This window comes from Streptomyces coelicoflavus (genome assembly GCF_045041415.1).
Lineage (GTDB): Bacteria > Actinomycetota > Actinomycetes > Streptomycetales > Streptomycetaceae > Streptomyces > Streptomyces coelicoflavus.
The window spans coordinates 7,721,972-7,738,542 of sequence record NZ_CP108218.1 but is presented as its reverse complement, the minus strand read 5'-3'; the positions used below and the strand labels follow the sequence as shown (position 1 = coordinate 7,738,542).

Annotated in this window: 15 protein-coding genes; 8 read left to right on the top strand and 7 right to left on the bottom strand. The window is 72.6% G+C overall.

The genetic code is table 11. The features are described from left to right. Window positions 1-54: 54 nt before the first annotated feature. The 4 genes from OHA99_RS34905 to OHA99_RS34890 form a co-directional block, all read right to left on the bottom strand. Window positions 55-1,875 carry a glycoside hydrolase family 2 protein gene (locus tag OHA99_RS34905; protein ID WP_381499223.1) on the bottom strand — a complete coding sequence of 607 codons (1,821 nt, stop codon included), beginning with the start codon at window positions 1,873-1,875 and terminating at the stop codon, window positions 55-57. Between the two features lie 66 nt (window positions 1,876-1,941). Then, the gene (locus OHA99_RS34900) at window positions 1,942-2,841 is read right to left on the bottom strand and encodes a carbohydrate ABC transporter permease (RefSeq protein WP_366472702.1); all 900 of its coding nucleotides are present in this window, start codon (window positions 2,839-2,841) and stop codon (window positions 1,942-1,944) included. A 2-nt stretch (window positions 2,842-2,843) separates the two neighbouring features. After that, window positions 2,844-3,785 (bottom strand): carbohydrate ABC transporter permease, encoded by a 942-nt coding sequence (locus OHA99_RS34895; protein WP_165686953.1) that lies wholly within the window; start codon window positions 3,783-3,785, stop codon window positions 2,844-2,846. A gap of 21 nt (window positions 3,786-3,806) precedes the next feature. Further along, window positions 3,807-5,180: an extracellular solute-binding protein gene (locus OHA99_RS34890; protein WP_405698741.1), complete on the bottom strand. Its 1,374-nt coding sequence runs from the start codon at window positions 5,178-5,180 to the stop codon at window positions 3,807-3,809. Between the two features lie 154 nt (window positions 5,181-5,334). Here OHA99_RS34890 and OHA99_RS34885 point away from each other — a divergent pair, with 154 nt between their 5' ends. The 4 genes from OHA99_RS34885 to OHA99_RS34870 all read left to right on the top strand — a co-directional run bounded on the left by OHA99_RS34885 (window position 5,335) and on the right by OHA99_RS34870 (window position 9,734). Further along, entirely contained in the window at window positions 5,335-6,378 is a 1,044-nt protein-coding gene (locus OHA99_RS34885) for a LacI family DNA-binding transcriptional regulator (protein WP_405698740.1), read from the top strand. Window positions 6,379-6,593: 215 nt separating this feature from the next. Beyond that, window positions 6,594-8,081, top strand: a complete 1,488-nt coding sequence (locus tag OHA99_RS34880; protein ID WP_153181403.1) for an NCS1 family nucleobase:cation symporter-1 — start codon at window positions 6,594-6,596, stop codon at window positions 8,079-8,081. 151 nt (window positions 8,082-8,232) lie between these two features. Then, window positions 8,233-8,958 carry an aspartate/glutamate racemase family protein gene (locus OHA99_RS34875; protein ID WP_165686949.1) on the top strand — a complete coding sequence of 242 codons (726 nt, stop codon included), beginning with the start codon at window positions 8,233-8,235 and terminating at the stop codon, window positions 8,956-8,958. Window positions 8,959-9,083: 125 nt separating this feature from the next. Next, window positions 9,084-9,734: a GntR family transcriptional regulator gene (locus tag OHA99_RS34870; protein ID WP_007446382.1), complete on the top strand. Its 651-nt coding sequence runs from the start codon at window positions 9,084-9,086 to the stop codon at window positions 9,732-9,734. A gap of 71 nt (window positions 9,735-9,805) precedes the next feature. On the opposite strand, the gene OHA99_RS34865 is transcribed toward OHA99_RS34870, so the two are convergent. Next, on the bottom strand, window positions 9,806-10,735 hold the full coding sequence (locus tag OHA99_RS34865; RefSeq protein ID WP_153181401.1) for a GNAT family N-acetyltransferase: 930 nt from the start codon (window positions 10,733-10,735) through the stop codon (window positions 9,806-9,808). A 131-nt stretch (window positions 10,736-10,866) separates the two neighbouring features. Between OHA99_RS34865 and OHA99_RS34860 the strand changes: the two genes are divergently transcribed. Continuing rightward, complete coding sequence (locus tag OHA99_RS34860) at window positions 10,867-11,304, top strand: hypothetical protein (protein ID WP_366472701.1); 438 nt, start codon at window positions 10,867-10,869, stop codon at window positions 11,302-11,304. Between the two features lie 167 nt (window positions 11,305-11,471). Then, window positions 11,472-12,056, top strand: a complete 585-nt coding sequence (locus tag OHA99_RS34855) for a tellurite resistance TerB family protein (RefSeq protein ID WP_042825622.1) — start codon at window positions 11,472-11,474, stop codon at window positions 12,054-12,056. 19 nt (window positions 12,057-12,075) lie between these two features. Here the strand turns inward: OHA99_RS34855 and OHA99_RS34850 are convergent, their stop codons facing one another. Further along, a complete protein-coding gene (locus OHA99_RS34850) occupies window positions 12,076-12,681 on the bottom strand; it encodes a CGNR zinc finger domain-containing protein (RefSeq protein ID WP_153181399.1) in 606 nt (201 codons plus the stop codon). Window positions 12,682-12,719: 38 nt separating this feature from the next. Between OHA99_RS34850 and OHA99_RS34845 the strand changes: the two genes are divergently transcribed. Both OHA99_RS34845 and OHA99_RS34840 read left to right on the top strand, forming a co-directional pair. Further along, complete coding sequence (locus tag OHA99_RS34845; protein WP_153181398.1) at window positions 12,720-13,904, top strand: MFS transporter; 1,185 nt, start codon at window positions 12,720-12,722, stop codon at window positions 13,902-13,904. Between the two features lie 33 nt (window positions 13,905-13,937). Further along, window positions 13,938-14,840: an aminoglycoside phosphotransferase family protein gene (locus OHA99_RS34840; RefSeq protein WP_266572479.1), complete on the top strand. Its 903-nt coding sequence runs from the start codon at window positions 13,938-13,940 to the stop codon at window positions 14,838-14,840. Here the strand turns inward: OHA99_RS34840 and OHA99_RS34835 are convergent. Continuing rightward, window positions 14,837-16,315, bottom strand: coding sequence for a DUF6351 family protein (locus tag OHA99_RS34835; protein ID WP_153181397.1), 1,479 nt, complete (start codon window positions 16,313-16,315; stop codon window positions 14,837-14,839). The genes OHA99_RS34840 and OHA99_RS34835 overlap by 4 nt on opposite strands. Window positions 16,316-16,571 lie beyond the last annotated feature (256 nt).

Sequence of the window (16,571 nt, the reverse complement as noted above, 5' to 3'; positions counted from 1 at the left end):
GCGTGCACGGGGGCCGGAGGACGGTCAGCTGCGCCGCCTCCGGCCCCGCGCCGGCTAGCCCTCCGGTTCCTCGATGGCCGCCGGGCGCAGCTGGGCGGCCCGGACCCGGGCGACGTCGAGCTTCTCGCCCCGGTCGAAGCGGTAGATGCCGTTCTGCTCCTGGAAGACGTCGGTCAGCTGGGTGTAGCAGTAGCCGAACATGTTCCGGTCCTCCAGCAGCACTTCGGTGAGGCCGCTGAACCGCTCGTGGAACTCGTCCTCGTTGCGGACGCGTTCCCCGTAGCCCCAGGAGACGGTGCGGTCCTCGCCGGACTGCGCGGCGGCCGCCTCCGGGTCCCACCAGATGCCGCCGAACTCGCTGACGAAGTACGGCTGGCCCCGGTAGGGCTGGGAGTAGGGGGCGCCGCCCTCGTGGGCGTTGACGAACGGCGCGTCCTTGGCGAGGCCGGACATCAGCTCCCGGAAGGCGGCGGGGTCCTGCTCGTAGTTGTGGGAGTCGTAGATGTCGGTCTCGGCGACCCGGTGGGCGTAGCCGGACGCGTCGACGACCGGGCGGGTGGTGTCCATGGCCTTGGTGGCCAGGAACATCGCCCGGGTCACGTCGTCGAGCTGGGTGATCCGGTCGTGCAGCTTCTGGTAGGTCTCGTTGAGCGGGCACCAGCCGATGATCGAGGGGTGCGAGTAGTCGCGCTCCAGCGCCTCGAGCCACTGGGCGACGTAGGAGGCGTCGGGCTTCTGGTTGTCGCCCGAGGAGCCGCCCGTCTCGCAGCCCCAGTCGCCGAACTCGCCCCAGACCAGGTAGCCGAGGCGGTCCGCGTGGTGCAGGAAGCGCTCCTCGAAGACCTTCTGGTGCAGCCGGGCGCCGTTGAATCCGGCCGCCATGGCCAGCTCGATGTCCTTGACCAGGGCCTCGTCGGTCGGGGCGGTCATCAGCCCGTCCGGGTACCAGCCCTGGTCGAGGACGAGGCGCTGGAAGACGGGGCGCCCGTTGAGCAGGACGGCCTTGCCGCGCAGGCCCACGGCGCGCAGTCCGGCGTAGCTCTCGGCGCTGTCGACCACCTGTCCCGCGGCGTCGAGGAGTTCGAGGCGCAGGTCGTACAGGTGCGGGTCCTCGGGTCCCCACTCGCGCCGCCGGTCGTGCGGCACCGGCAGGTGCAGGCGCGGTGCGAGGTCGAGGTCGGCGCGGGCCTCGGCGCGGCTCACCTCGCCGTCGGCGTCGGCGAGGACGGCGCGCACCCGGTGCCCGGGGCGGTTGCCGGACAGCGGCAGTTCGAGGTGGAAGGCGGAGCCGGCCAGGTCGGGGGTGATCCGGGGGCGGCGCAGGTGTGTCTCGGGGACGGGCTCCAGCCAGACGGTCTGCCAGATGCCGGTGACCCGGGTGTAGTTGCAGTCGTGGTTGGCGTACTTGATCGCCTGCTTGCCGCGGGCCTGCGGGCCGGACTTGGGGTCGCGGGCCCGGACGGTGATCACGACCTCCTCCCCCGCCCCGGCGATGTCGCCGAGGTCGGCGGTGAAGGGGGTGAAGCCGCCGCGGTGCCGGGCGACCTCCCTGCCGTCGGCCCACACGGTGGTGTCGTGGTCGACGGCGCCGAAGTGCAGCAGTACGCGGCGTCCGGCCCAGGCGGCCGGCAGGGTGACGGCCCGCCGGTACCAGACGGCCTCGAGGAAGTCGGTGTCGCCGATGCCGGACAGCTCGGACTCGGGCGGGAAGGGGACGAGGATCTCCTCGCGCAGCTCGCGGTCGAGCAGACCGCGTTCGAGGCCGCTGTCCCCCCGGTCGGTCTCGAACTGCCAGGCGCCGTTCAGGTTGAGCCAGTCGCGGCGCGTGAACTGCGGTCGCGGGTACTCCGGGCGCGGTACGGAGTGAGTGGGCACACATGCTCCAGTCGATCGGTGGGCCGGGCGTGCGGACGCCGAGCCCGTGGGTACAGCTGTGGGGGTTCAGGAACCGCCGAGGCCGGTGGTGGCCACGGAGTTGACGATGCGGCGCTGGAAGAGGAGGAAGACCACGATCAGCGGCAGCGCGGCCAGCAGGGCGGAGGCCATGGACTGCGCGTACTGGATGCCGTAGGCGTCCTTGACGGTGGCCAGGCCCACCGGGAGGGTCATCAGGTCGGGGTCGTTGGTGACGATGAACGGCCACATGAAGTTGTTCCAGGCACCGATGAAGACGAAGATCGCCACCGCGGCCACGATCGGCCGGGAGAGCGGCAGGACGACCGACCGGAAGACCCGGAACTCGGAGGCGCCGTCGATGCGCGCCGCCTCCTCCAGCTCCTTGGGGATGCCGTCGAAGAACCGCTTCAGGATGAACACCATCATCGGTGCGACGACCTGGGGCAGGATGACCGCCGCGTAGGTGTCGACCAGGTTGAACAGGGTCATCTGGTCGAACAGCGGCACGACGAGCAGCTGCGGCGGGACCATGATGGCGGCCACGGTGACCCCGAGCAGCGCCCGGCGGCCGCGGAAGGTGCCGCGGGAGAAGCCGTACGCGGCGAGGGTGGAGACCGCGACGGTGATCAGCGTGACCAGGGCCGAGATCAGGAAGCTGTTGAAGGCCCAGACGGTGACGTTCCCGCGTTCGAGTATCTGCTGGTAGGCGTCCAGGGTGAAGGCGCCCTTGAACGGGGACAGCCCGGTGGTGTTGATGTCCTCCTCGCTCTGCACCGAGGTGATGACGGCCCACACGAACGGCAGCAGCCACAGGACGGCGAGGACGACGAGCGCGGTTCCGGCCAGGGCGCGGGGCAGCCTCCCGTGGCCGAGGAGCAGGGGCGAGCCGGCCGCTTCGCGGGGTGGACGGCGCCGGGTTCGGAGGGTGGTGGCGGTTGCGGACACGGTCAGTCCTCCCGGCGGAAGAGGCGGAGCTGCACGAGCGAGACGACGACGATCAGGGCGAAGAAGAGGTACGAGACGGCGGAGGCGTAGCCGAGGCGGTAGCCGGTGAAGCCCACGTCGTAGACGTACTCGAGGACGGGCCGGGTGGAGCCGTTGGGGCCGCCCTTGGTGAGGATGTAGATCTGGTCGAAGACCTTGAGGGAGGCCAGGACCTGGAGCATCGCCACCAGTCCTGTGGTCCTGCGCAGTTGCGGCAGGGTGATGGACCACAGGCGGCGCCAGGCGCCGGCCCCGTCGAGTGCCGCCGCCTCGTCGAAGGTCGTGGGCAGGGACTGGAGCGCCGCGAGGTAGAGCAGGAAGTTGAAGCCGACCGTCCACCAGACGGTGAGGGCGGCGACCGACCACATGGCGACGGACTCGTCGGACAGCCAGCCGACCGGTGCCATGCCGAGGGCGTCGAGGAGCTGGTTGGCCATGCCCAGTTCCGGCTGGTACAGCCAGGTCCAGATCATGGTCACGACGGTCACGGGCAGCAGGTAGGGGGCGAAGAACGACAGGCGCCACGCCCACTGCCCGGCGAGTCCGCTGTGCACCAGCAGCGCCATCGCGAGCGCGACCAGCACCAGCGGCACGCTCGAGACGACGGTGAAGAAGACGGTGTTGCCGAGGCTGCTCCACACGTCGGCGTCGCCGAACGCCTCGGTGTAGTTGTCGAAGCCGACGAAGCTCGTGTCGCGCAGGGCGAGCGAGCTGTCGGTGAAGCTCATCCAGAGGCCCTGCACGATGGGCCACACCATGAAGAGGCCGAACACGAGCAGGAACGGCAGGACGAAGACGAGCCCGTTGCCGGTGCGTATGCGGCCGAGGGCGGTGCGGCGCCCGTCCGCCGGAGCAGCGGGCGGGCCGGTCTGCTCCTCGGTGCCGAGGGGTGCGGTGGTGGTCACGTCGGTCACTCCTTTCGCTGGTCAGGCCACCGGGTTGGGCTGCCGCAGCAGGGTGTCCGCCTCGCGGACCATCTGCCGCACCGCCTTCTCGGGGGTGGTGTCGCCCAGCAGCGCCGACTGGAGCGGCTGGCACATCCGGTTCTGGAAGTTGGAACCGGCGCCCGCGAACCAGTTGGGCGGGTCGAGCACCGCCACCTTCGCGGCGTCGGCGTAGGAGGCCTGCGGGTCGAGCGCGGCGTACTCGGGCTCCGCGAGGACGGGCTGGTAGGCGGGAATGTGTCCGGCGCTCGCCCAGGTGAGGCTCTGCTTGAGTATCTGGGCGACGTAGCGGTGGGCCTCGCGGCGCCGGGCCGAGTCGGGGCTGTTCTGGTGCGGGAGGACGAAGCTGTGGCTGTCGGTGTAGACGGCGGGCTTCTCGAAGACCTGCGGGAAGGGCGCGGCGCCCAGCTCCATGCCGGACTTCTTCAGCGTCGGCAGCTCCCACTCGCCGAGCATCGCCATGCCGCCGCGGCCGCTGGAGAAGGCGGCCAGAGCGCCGTTGTAGTCCAGGTTGTTGGGGTTGGTCTTCCCGTCGAAGAGCCGCGTCATGAGGGTGACGGCGCGTACGGCGGCGTCGACGTCGATCTTCGGGGGGCCGCCGTCGGGCAGGTCGAACTCGGCGCCGGTCTGCGCGTAGAGGCCGGCGAACAGGCGCCAGTTCTGGGCCGTGTCGGTGACGTGGCCGAACAGGATGCCCGCCTCCCCGGTCGCCTCGGCGAGGGCCCTGCCGGCGTCCAGCAGGGCCTCGGGGGATCCCATGGGGGCCAGCTCGCCCGAAGTGTCCAGGAGCCCGGCCTTCTCGGCCGCCTTCTTGTCGTAGAACACGATGAAGGGGTGGACGTCCAGCGGGATCGCGTAGACGGTCCCCTCGTGCCGGGTGCGGGACCACACGGCCGGGGTGAAGTCCTTCTCCGTGACGCCGTACTCGGCGAGCAGGTCCAGGTCGAAGGCGTCCACCAGGCCGCCGGGGGCGTAGCCCGCGAGCCGGGAGAGGTGCATGGCGGCCACGTCGGAGGCCCGTCCGCCGGCCGCGGACATGGCGAGCTTGGTGTAGTACGACGGGCCCCAGTCCAGGATCGTACGGTCGACCTCGAAGCCCTCGGCTCCCCCGGTCCCCTTGGACACGGCCTCGATCATGTCGTCCATGAGCATGCCGTCGCCGCCCTGGAAGAGGTCCCAGACGCTCAGGGCGGACGCCCCGGAGGCCGAGGCCGGTGCGGCGCAGCCGGACAGCGGGCCCGCGGCGATCAGGGCTCCCGCCCCGGCCATGGCGTGACGCAGCAGCCGGCGGCGGCTGGGGCGGCGGACCGGGTCGGACACGGCCGGCACCCCCTGGGCAGGCAAACGGGAACTCATCGCGGACCTTTCGACGGCCGGAGCTCATGCGGTGGCTAGTTTTTACATCGATGTACATTGGCTGTAAAGAGCTGGGCGGAAGTGGACCTGCGCCGAAGCCCTCACCACACCGGGACATACACTCGGGCAGCGCGGAAGAGGCAGGGAGGTCTCGGTGGCACGGCCCAGGATCAAGGACGTCGCACGTCACGCGGGCGTGTCGGAGAAGACGGTGTCGAATGTCATCAACGACTACGCCCATGTCTCCGACCGCACCAGGCAGGTGGTGCGCGAGGCCATCGAACACCTCGGCTACCGCGTGAACCTGGCCGGCCGTCACCTGCGCAAGGGCAGAACCGGCATCATCGCCCTCGTCGTCCCGGAACTGGACATACCGTACTTCGCGGAGCTGGCCCGGCATGTCGTCCGCGAGGCGGAGAAACGCTCCCTGACCGTCCTGATCCATCAGTCCGGGGCGGATCGCGCCCACGAACTGGCGGCGCTGGCCGGGTTCGGCTCCACCTTCGTGGACGGCATCATCCTCAGCCCGCTGGCCCTGACCGCCGACGACCTGCGGGACCGCACGGGCCTCCCGCCCACGGTGCTGCTCGGCGAGCTGCTGGAGGAGGGCGCCGACCATGTGGCCATCGACAACGAGCGCGCCGCCCGTGAGGCGACCCGCCATCTGATCGGGCTCGGGCGCCGCACCGTCCTCGCCCTCGGCGGGCGCGACGACGTCGGTCTGGGGACGGCCCAGGCCCGCACCCGCGGCTATCGGGCCGCCCTGGCGGAGGCGGGCATCGCCTACGATCCGGCGGCCGTGCTGCCGGTCGACTCCTTCCGGATGCCCGACGGTGCGCGGGCCGTGACCCGGGCCCTCTCGGAGGGCGCGCGGCCCGACGCGCTGCTCTGCCTCAACGACCAGCTCGCGCTGGGCGCGCTGCGCGCCCTGCACGAGCACGGGGTCAGGGTGCCCGAGGACGTCGCCGTCATCGGCTTCGACGACGTGGAGGGCGGGCGGTTCAGCGTCCCGACGCTGAGCACGGTGGCCCCGGACAAGGCGGCGGTGGCCAGGGTCGCCGTCCAGCTGCTCCAGCACCGCATCGAGGAGGCGACGGCTCCGGACGGCGCCGGGTCGGAGGCCCAGGCGCCCCGGGACCTCGTCGTGGACCACCGGCTCGTCCTGCGGGAGAGCACGGAGGGCAGCGCGCGGCGCTGAGGCCGGGCCGTCGGCCGCCGCGGCCGGCGGCGTCCGGAGAAGCACGCGGGGGCATGCCGCCGCACCGCACCCGCCGACGGCTCGAAAAATGGTATTCCATTTGCCGCAGACCCCTTGACGGTGCGGTTTGGCGAAAACTACGTTCTGGGCACCGGAAAGCCGCTTCCGCTTTGTGAAAGCCTCCAACTCCCCGCACCTGAGCCCAGGAGTCCCGTATGACTGCCCTGGAAGACCGCCGCCCGTCCACCCGGACCGGCGACACCGCGACCAGCTCCGGCCTCTACACGTACGACCTGGCCCCGACGAAGCGGGAAGGGCGCCGCTGGGGCGCCTACAACGTCTTCACGCTGTGGGCCAACGACGTGCACAGCCTGGGCAATTACGCCTTCGCCATCGGACTGTTCGCCCTCGGGCTGAACGTGTGGGGCATCCTCGCCGCCTTCGCCCTCGCCTCGGTCCTGCTCTTCCTCCTGCTCACCCTGTCCGGGTTCATGGGCCACAAGACGGGCGTGCCGTTCCCCGTCATGAGCCGCATCGCGTTCGGCATCAAGGGGGCGAAGATTCCGGCCACCGTCCGCGGTGCCGTGGCGATCGCCTGGTTTGGTATCCAGACCTATCTGGCCTCGGCCGTGCTGAGCGCCCTCCTGGTGGCCATGTTCCCGTCCCTGGCCTCCCTGGACACCAACTCCCTGCTCGGCCAGTCGACGCTCGGCTGGATCACCTTCCTGGCGCTGTGGGCCGTGCAGGTGCTCATCGTCAGCTACGGGATGCAGATGATCCGCCGGTACATGGCCTTCGCGGCGCCCACCACGCTGCTCACGATGTGCGCCCTCGCGGTGTGGATGTTCGTCCGGGCCGACGGCTCGGTCTCCGTGTCGATCGGCGATCCGCTCACCGGCGGCGCGATGTGGCTCCAGGTGCTCCAGGCCGCCGCCCTGTGGGTGGTGATCTACGGGACGTTCGTACTGAACTTCTGCGACTTCACCCGGTCCGCGCGCAGCCGCGGCTCCATCGTCCGGGGCAACGTGATCGGCATCCCGGTGAACATGCTCTTCTTCGCGGTCATCGTGGCGGTCCTCAGCGGAGCCCAGTTCACCCTCGACGGGCACGTGATCACCAGCCCGACGGACATCGTGCGGACCATCCCCAACATGTTCCTGCTGGCCGTCGCCTCGCTCTGTCTCATCGCCCTCACGGTGGCGGTGAACCTGCTGGCCAACTTCGTCGCGCCGATCTACGCCCTGGTCAACCTCTTCCCGCACCGGCTCGACTTCCGCCGCGCGGGTCTGGTGAGCGCGGTCCTGGGCCTGGTGATCACACCGTGGAACCTCTACAACAGCCCCGTCGTCGTGAACTACTTCCTGGGCGGGCTCGGCGCGCTGCTCGGCCCCCTGTTCGGCGTGATCATGGCGGACTACTGGCTGCTGCGGAAGTCCCGCGTGAACGTGCCGGCCCTCTACACCGAGGACGCGGCCGCGGAGTACCACTACCGGCGCGGCTACAACCCGCGTGCCGTCGCCGCCTTCGTCCCCAGCGCCGCGATCGCCGTCGTCGTCGCCCTCGTCCCCTTCTTCCACGCCGCGGCCGGATTCTCCTGGTTCATCGGCGCGGTCCTCGCCGCGGGGCTGTACGCGCTGATCGCCGACCGTGCCTCCCCGTTCCGTGACGTGGACGGCGAGGCCATCGCCGTCGCCGCCGAATAGCCCCCACGGAACCCTGCCCAACGCCCCGCACCGGCCCGCACCCGCGCCGGCCCGTCCCCGCACCGCACCGGATCCGCGCCGCACCGACGCCGCGCCGCCCCGTCCCCGCGCCGTCGCGGAGCACCCGTCCGAGCAGAAGGCCCAGGCCCCCATGCGCATCCTCGTGGTCAACGTCAACACCACGCAGTCCATCACCGACGCGATCGGCAAGCAGGCCGCCGGCGCCGCTTCCCCCGGCACCGAGATCGTGCCGCTGACGCCGGCCTTCGGCGCGGAGTCCGTCGAGGGCAACTACGAGAGCTACCTCGCCGCGGTCGCGGTGATGGAGGCCGTCCGCGCCCATCCGGGGCCGTTCGACGCGGTGATCCAGGCCGGTTACGGCGAACACGGGCGGGAAGGGCTCCAGGAACTGCTCGACGTGCCCGTCGTCGACATCACCGAGGCGGCGGCGAGCACCGCGCAGTACCTGGGCCGCCGCTACTCCGTCGTCACCACCCTCGACCGCACGGTCCCCCTCATCGAGGAGCGGCTGGAGGTGGCCGGACTGAGCGCCAGGTGCGCCTCGGTGCGGGCCAGCGGGCTCGCCGTGCTCGAACTGGAGCGGGACGAACAGGCCGCCGTGGACGCCATCACCGAGCAGGCCGCCCGCGCGGTCGAGGACGACCGGGCCGAGGTGATCTGCCTGGGCTGCGGGGGCATGGCGGGTCTCGCCGAGCGTGTGGTGGAGCGCACCGGTGTCCCCGTGGTCGACGGGGTGGCCGCCGCCGTGACGGTCGCGGAGTCCCTGGTCCGGCTCGGCCTGTCCACGTCCAAGGTGCGCACGTACGCCCGCCCGCGTCCCAAGCGGATCGTCAACTGGCCCCCGCAGGCGGGCTGACCCGTCGTCGCGCCGTCCCGCCCCGGCCGCCCGCGGCCTCCGGGGTATCCTGACGGGCCGCCCGACCGCCGCCCCGCACGGCGCGGTCGGCGTGCCGGGGAACGGGAAACAGACGAGGGACGGCGATGGCTGCGTCAGAGGGCTTCACGCCCGAGTCCGAGCGGGTCACGCGGCGGTTGCGCGACGAGATCGTCGACGGGGTGCGGAGTCCGGGCAGCCGCCTGGTCGAAAGGGACCTGGCCGAGTCCCTCGGCGTGAGCCGGCTCCCGGTCCGCGAGGCCCTCAAGACCCTGGTGTCGGAGGGTCTGGTGACACCGAGGCCACGGAGCTGGGCGGTGGTGCGGGAGTTCACCACGAGCGACATCGCCGACCTGGACGAGGTCCGCTCGGGCCTGGAGACCCTGGGGTTCCGGCTCGCCGCCCAGCGGCACACGCGGGAAGGGCTGGAACGGCTGCGCGCGACGGTGGACGCCGAACTCGACGCGGCCCGCGCGAACGACGCGGTGCGGGCCCGCCGGGCCGCCGCCGACTTCCACGAGACCGTCGTCTCCCTGGCCGCCAACGAGCTGCTCAACGAACTGGAGCGGGTCCTGCGCAGCCGGCTGCGCTGGCTGCTGGGCCAGCACGACGACCTGCTCGCCGTCGCCCTGGAGCACGACGCCCTCTACCGGGCCATCGCGGCGCGTGACGTGGACCGCGTCCAGGAACTGGTGCTCCATCACCTGGCGACGAGCCGCAGCGCGGCCCTGGGCCACCACGCGCAGGAGCGGTCCTGACGGCGTGGCGGGGCCGCCCCTGACGGTCCCTCGCACGACGGGCCGCACCCCGCGGTGCCCGGCGCGGTGCCTCAGACGAGCACGGCCTCCCAGGTGTCGACCGCGAAGTGGACCGTCATGCCGTTGCGGCGGTACAGCCGCGGGGCGCCCGTCGCGTTGGCGGTGTCGACGCCGAGGCCCACCGTGTCCCGGCCCCGCGCGGCGAAGTGGGCGAAGGCGTGGCGCAGGAGGAAGCCGCCCAGACCGCGGCCACGGGCCTCGCCCAGCACGCCGATGCCGCGGATCCAGCCCATGGCCTCGCGGTCGTCCCGGGCGATCAGGAATCCGGCGTCGCCCAGGTCGTCGGTGCCGGCGATCCACACCAGGGACCAGTCCAGCCCGGCGGCGTCGATGTCGTCGAGCCACAGCCGGTAGGGGCGCGGCTGGAAGTCGAAGTGCTGCGCGAAAGACCGCTGGTACAGCTCGTACACCTTGACGCGGTCCGACTCCGTGGCGCACGCCCGCACCCGGACGCCCACCGGGGTCTCGGGCGGGAGGTCGGCCGCCGGGTCCAGCGTGCGGCGCAGTACGTGGTGGGTGCGCACGACGCTCCAGCCGCGCTCGGTGAGGAGCGTGGTGTCGGTGGTGGGCCGGGCGTTGAGGTGCAGGTGGACGACGGCGCGCTCCGCGCCGTTCGCCCGTGCCCTGGCCAGGGCGCGGGCCTCCATGGCCACCAGCATGCGCAGCCCGCACCTCTGGTGGTCGGGCAGCACGTAGTGGTCGATGTCGACGCGTTCCCCGCCGGAGTCGTCCCACAGCAGCCCGTACGCCACCGGCCGGCCGTCGTCGAGGGCGAGCCACGAGTCCTCGGCCAGGTCCGTGCGCGGGTGCTTCAGGTCGGCTTCGACGGTGTGCTGGTCGGTCTCGGGACGGCCGATCTCGATCCGGTCTATCTCGTTGAGGAGTTCGGTGATGGCGGGGGCGTCGGCGAGTGTGGCCGGTCGCAGGTCGGCAGGGGACATGAGGAGCAGGGTCGGGGACCGCGGTGACGGGCGCAACGGAATTTCGGCCAGGGCACCGCACGTAGGACGGCGAACCGGGGGCATACGGATGGCCCGAGGCCTTCTCCCCCGCCGACCCACGGGAGTTCCCTGTGACGCCGAGCCTGCGCACCGCCCGTGCGTGCCGTGCCGCCGCCGTGCTCCTTCTCGCCGCCGCCGGATACGCCGCCACCCGTCACCCCTGGCTCGCCCTGCCCGGTCTGTACGCCGCCGCCGTGTTCGCCTGGTGCGCGGCACGTGAGGGCGCGCTGCACCGGCGCGGTGTCGCCCTGGCCGTGCGCGCCGAGTACCTGGCCCGCCCCGGCGTGCGGCAGCCGCCCGGGGCGGGTCTCGAACCGTGCTGCGCGTTCTGGCGGCACGCCGACGGCGTCGTGCACGGCCCGCAGTGCACGGGCCCCGGCGCACGCTTCCCGGACCACGACGACTGCTGCGAGCGGTGGTGGACCTCTCTGGGCACGTGGCACGACGCGTCCTGCCGTCGGCACACCGGCGCCCCGGACCAGGACCGCGCCCACCCGGCGTCCCAGTAGGGACAGTTCGAGCCGGGACGGTTCGAGCGGGGACAGCCGAAAGTCGCTTTGCCTTCCCTTTGCTTTTGGGGAACCCTGTGGTTCCCGGGCGCGTTCATCGTGGTGACCGCGGGAAATCGCGGCCCAGGACAGACCGATGCACAGCGACAGAAGCCGAGGTGGCACGAGTGGCGATGTGGGACAAGATCAAGGACCAGGCCAAGACCTTCCAGCAGTCCCAGGGTGCTCGGGGAGCGGGCGGATCCGGGCAGGGGTCGCACGGACCCCTGGGAGGCGGCAGGTCCGGCTCGTCCTCCGGCTCCTCCGGCGGTTCCAAGGCCCAGGTGATCGGAATGTTCAAGGCCCAGCTCGCCTCGGCCAAGAACGAGCTCAAGAGCGGGGCCTACCGGGACGCCAGCATGGCCATGTGCGCGCTGGTCGCCGCCGCGGACGGGCGGGTGGAGCCGTCGGAGCGGCAGCGCGTGGAGGAGCTGATCGTCTCCAACGAGGTGCTTCAGAACTTCCCGGCGGACCAGCTCCGCCAGCGGTTCAACCAGCACGTGGACCGGCTCCTCGCCAACTTCGAGCAGGGCAGGGCCGAGGCGCTCCAGGTGATCGCCAAGGCCGCCAAGAAGCCCGCGGAGGCCCGTGCGGTGGTCCAGACCGGCATGGTCGTCGCCGGGGCCGACGGCACCTTCGAGCAGTCCGAGCAGTACGCGATCCGCGAGGCGTGCACCGCGCTCGGCATCCCGCCCACGGAGTTCGGCGTCTGAGGCCCCGTCAGGCGGACTGTCAGCCCCTGCGCCGGTGCGCCGCGACTCGCTCCCTCGTCGCGCAGCGGCGTGAGCAGTAGCGGCGCTCCGGACCGCTGCCCTGCCGGATGAAGACATTGCGGCAGGCACCGGACGCGCAGACCCTGCCGGGTGGGCGCTGGCGGTCCCAGACCAGGACGGCCAGCGCCATGCAGGACGAGGCCAGGAACCATTCCGGCCAGGGCGCGTCGTCGCCGCGGTCGAGGTGCGGGTGCCAGGGCGTGGTGCCCTGGTGGGACGTCAGCCGGAGCGCTCCCGTGTGCGCCCCGAGGAGGCGGTTGAGGGCGTGCGCGGCGGCGTCGGCGCAGTCCGCGGCGAAGACCTCCCGCAGCAGGACGGCCGCCGCGCGCATCCCTTCGACGTCTTGGGAGGTGAGGTCGACGGGATCGATCTCGCCGTGGGCGCGCAGCACTTCGGCGACCGCGTCGGGCGCGGGGTCGGAACCGGCGCCGGGGCCGGGAGGGCCGCCCGAGAGCACGTTGACCAGGGCGGCGGTGCGCCGCGCCGTGGACAGCACGGAGTGCCTGGTGGACCAGTCGGCTTCGGAGGGATCGAGAGGCGTGGACACCGGCCGAATGTAACGCATATTGCGGAGTTTTGAGTTACCTCCGTACCGTCGGCCGGATGCCGAAGGGTTACTCCGTACGCTCCTACCTGGCCGGGGCGACGGCCGCGCGCGCCGGTGACGAGATGTCGGGACCGGCGCTGCTGCTGGCCGGGCTCGCCGTCACCGGATCGGCGACGGGCGCGTCGTCCCTGCTCGCGGGCATCACGGTCGCCGCCGCGGTCGGTGGACCGGTGCTCGGGGCTCTCCTGGACCGGGCGGTGCGGCCGGGCCGGCTCCTGGCCTGCGCACTCGCGCTGTACGCGGCGGGACTGGCGGCGATCCTCGCGGGGCTCGGCCGCCTCCCCACGGCCTGGACCGTCCTGCTCGCGGTGCTCACGGGGCTGCTGGGCCCGGCACTGTCGGGCGGCTGGACCGCGCAGCTCCCGAGAGTGGCGGCGGCCCCACGACTGCCCAGGGCCAACGCGCTGGACGCGATGACCTTCGGCGCGGCCGCCCTGGCCGGTCCGGCCCTCGCCGGTGCGACGGCCGAGGTTCTGGGAGCCTCCGCGGCGGTCGTGGTCGCCGCGGCACTGGTCGCCGTCGCCGCACCCGTGGCATGGCGGTTGCCGGCGCGCACCGCCGCGGTCCCCCGGGCGCGGCCCGCCCCCGTGACCGCGGCCCTCGCCGCCGGGTTCCGTGTCGTCGTCCGGTCTCCGCCGCTGGCCCGGGCGACCCTCGTCTCGGTCGTCTGCTGTGCCGCCCAGGGCATGCTGACGGCCTGTGTCCCGTTGCTGGGCGCACGGGTTCTCGGCGGAGCCGGGCGCGGAGCCCTGCTGTTCTCCTGCGCGGCGGTCTCCGCCCTGGCGGCCAACGCCGTACTCGCGCGGCACCCGCGCTCCGTCGCCCCGGACACGGTCGTCCGGCTCTCGGCCCTGGTGCAGGCCGCGGCGCTGGCGCTGGCGGCGACGGGGCGGCCGGTCGCCCTGGTCGTGGCGGCACTCGTCCTCGGCGTCGGCGAAGGGCCGCAGCTCACCGCGCTCTTCGCGGTGCGCCACCGGGAGGCCCCCGAGCATCTGCGCGGCCAGATCTTCACCACCGGGGCGAGCCTCAAGGTCACCGCCTTCGCCCTGGGGGTGGCCGTCGCGGGCCCCCTGGCCACGTGGTCGCTGCCCGGCGCTCTGTTGACGGCCGCGGGTACGGCGGCAGGCGCGGCGTTCGTCGGTCGGTCGGTGGGCCGTCGGGCCGGCCGGGAAAGCATTTGACGGCCGTCCGCGTCGAAGGGTCGGATGACGCCCATGAGTCCAGGGCAGACACATCGGGGCCCGTACGCCCTCGACGACCGTCTGGTACGGCGGCTGGTCGAAGACCGGTTCCCGCAGTGGGCGGGGCTGCCCGTCCGGCGCCACCCCTCCGGCGGCACGGTCAACGCGATGTACCGGCTGGGCGAGGACATGGTCGTACGGCTGCCGCTGGTCAGGGGCGGCGTGGCGGACGTGGTGACGGAGCGGGAGTGGCTGCCCCGGCTGTCGCCGCTGCTGCCCACCGCCGTGCCCGAGGTGCTCGGGGAAGGCGCGCCGGCCGAGGACTACCCGTGGCCCTGGTCGGTCTACCGGTGGCTGCCCGGGGAGATCCCCGAGGCCGGAGGGCTGGCGGATCCGGTGTCGCTGGCGCGGGATCTGGCCGGGTTCGTGACGGCGATGCGGAGCGTCACCCTGCCGGACGCGCCGACGGCGTACCGCGGCGGGCCGCTCGCCACGCTCGACGCGTCGACGCGGGCCGCGCTCGACGAACTGCGCGGCCTGCCCGAGGAGGACGTCGACTGCGACGCGCTGACCGAGGTCTGGCAGGACGCGCTGCACGCCCCGGCCTGGAACGGACCGCCGCGCTGGCTGCACGCGGACCTGATGCCGGGCAACCTGCTGGTGACCGGCGGCAGGCTGTCCGGGGTGATCGACTTCGGGTGCATGGGCGTGGGCGATCCGGCCTGCGACCTCTTCCCGGCGTGGAACCTGCTGCCGTCCGGCGCGAGGGAGGTCTTCCGCGAGGCACTCGGCGTGGACGCGGCGACCTGGCGGCGCGGCCGGGGCCGCACCCTCTCCCAGGCACTGATCGCCCTGCCGTACCACCGCGGGACCAACCCCGCGATGGCCGGCAACGCGCGCCACGTGATCCGGGCGGTGCTGGAGGAGCGGCGTTAGGGCGCGATCCCGACGCCCTCGATCCTGCTCCACGCCCTTTCCTGCGCGGCCGTCATGGCGGGCCAGGTGAGGCCGCCCGGACGGGGCCGCACCCGAGAGGCGTACGGCGCGGGGTGGAAACCGGGGTCGTAGAAGCAGCCGTCGCCGTAGGCCGCGTCGAAGGCGGCGCAGCCGGCGGCGATCGAACGCGGGCTCGGCCTGTGTCCGGTGCGGACCCAGGCGTCCAGCGCCGAGAGGGAGTTGGCGTACTCGGAGTCGCTCAGCGAGCTGTGCTCGTGCTCGTTCGTGAACGTCTGGACGAGGTTTCCGTCCCGGCCGGCCCCCCGGAGCGTGGCGCGGTAGGCCGCCTCGTGCTCGACGAACGCCGTGGGGTCGTCGATGGCGTGCAGGGTGAGGACGGGAAGGGAGACCCTGCCGGTGAGGTCGCTGTCCCAGGACAGGTCCCGGCGTGCGGTGGGGTCGGCGGAGAAGCGCTCGACACCGGCGTTGAGCGCCTTGTCGTCGTGCGAGCCCGTGTAGCGCACCCCCCGGTTGCTCCACGGGTTCCGCCCGTCGAGCCGGTTGGTCACGATGTCCCGGAACGTGAAGGTGGCGAACCGGAGATGGGACTCCAGGGTGCGCTCGGGGATGCCGGTGACGGCGAGGATGTCGTCGAGGTTGCGCTGCTGCGACGCGGTCCGGTCCGCCCGGTCGGAGGCGTAGCCCGTGCACTCCTGGAGGCGGGCGCGCAGGCCGGCGGTCGTCATGGTGGAGCCGGGGCGCAGGCCCTGCCACAGCGGGTACTGCGGTTCGGTGGGGCGCGGGTGGTTGTGGCAGTAGTACTGGTAGACCACCCGCAGGTCCACGCGGTAGTCGTAGCCGCGCGAACCGCCGCCGAGGACGCCGTTGGTCAGCAGTACCCCGTCGTAGGCCCCGGGCCGCCGGCCGTAGGTCTCGGCGGCCTTGGCGGCGACGTTGCCGCCCCAGGACTGGCCGTGGAGGTAGGTGTGTTCGGGCCGGCCGAACCGGTCGGTGAACAGGCGGCGTACGTTCTCGGTGTCGGCGGCCGCCATGCGGGCCCCGTAGCCGCCGCGCCGGTAGGAGGAGCCGGCCCAGGCGTATCCCTGGTCGACCATCACCGCCCAGCGTTCGAGGTCCTCGGTGCTGCGGGCCGGGTCGGAGGCGTCGCCGAGGTCGGGGCCGCCGTGCGCGTGCACGACGAGGGAGCCGTTCCAGCGGTGCGGCACGGCCATCGCGTAGAAGGCCCCGTTGGCGTCCTGGCCGGTGTAGCAGGTGGCCTGGTCCGCGAGGGCGGGCGGACAGTCGGCGGCCACCGGCTGCGCGCCCGCAGGCTGATCGGCGGCCCGCGCGGGGGCGGCGGTCACGTTGCCGAGGGTGCCGAGGAGGACGGCGGCGAGCGCGGCGGCCAGCACCGCGGAGCGGCCTCTGCGGCGGGTGGGCCCGGCGTCGTGCGCGGGAGCGTGGAGTGTGGGCAAGGTGCGGCTCCTGACGTGCTCTGCTGCGGTCCGGCGCGAAGTCGCGCTGCGAGCAGGGATGTTAGGAACGCGGCGGAGCCGGAGCCACCCCTTCCGCCGTTGCGTTCATAGTGTTCGCGCGCCTTCACGGGCCCGGACCTCTCCGCGTTCCTCGCGTGGCCCCTTGACGCCCCATTGGTCTCTACCTATCGTCACGGCGCAGCCGAACGTTCAGAAAGACATTCAGCGTTCACGTACTCGAACGGATGGACCCCCC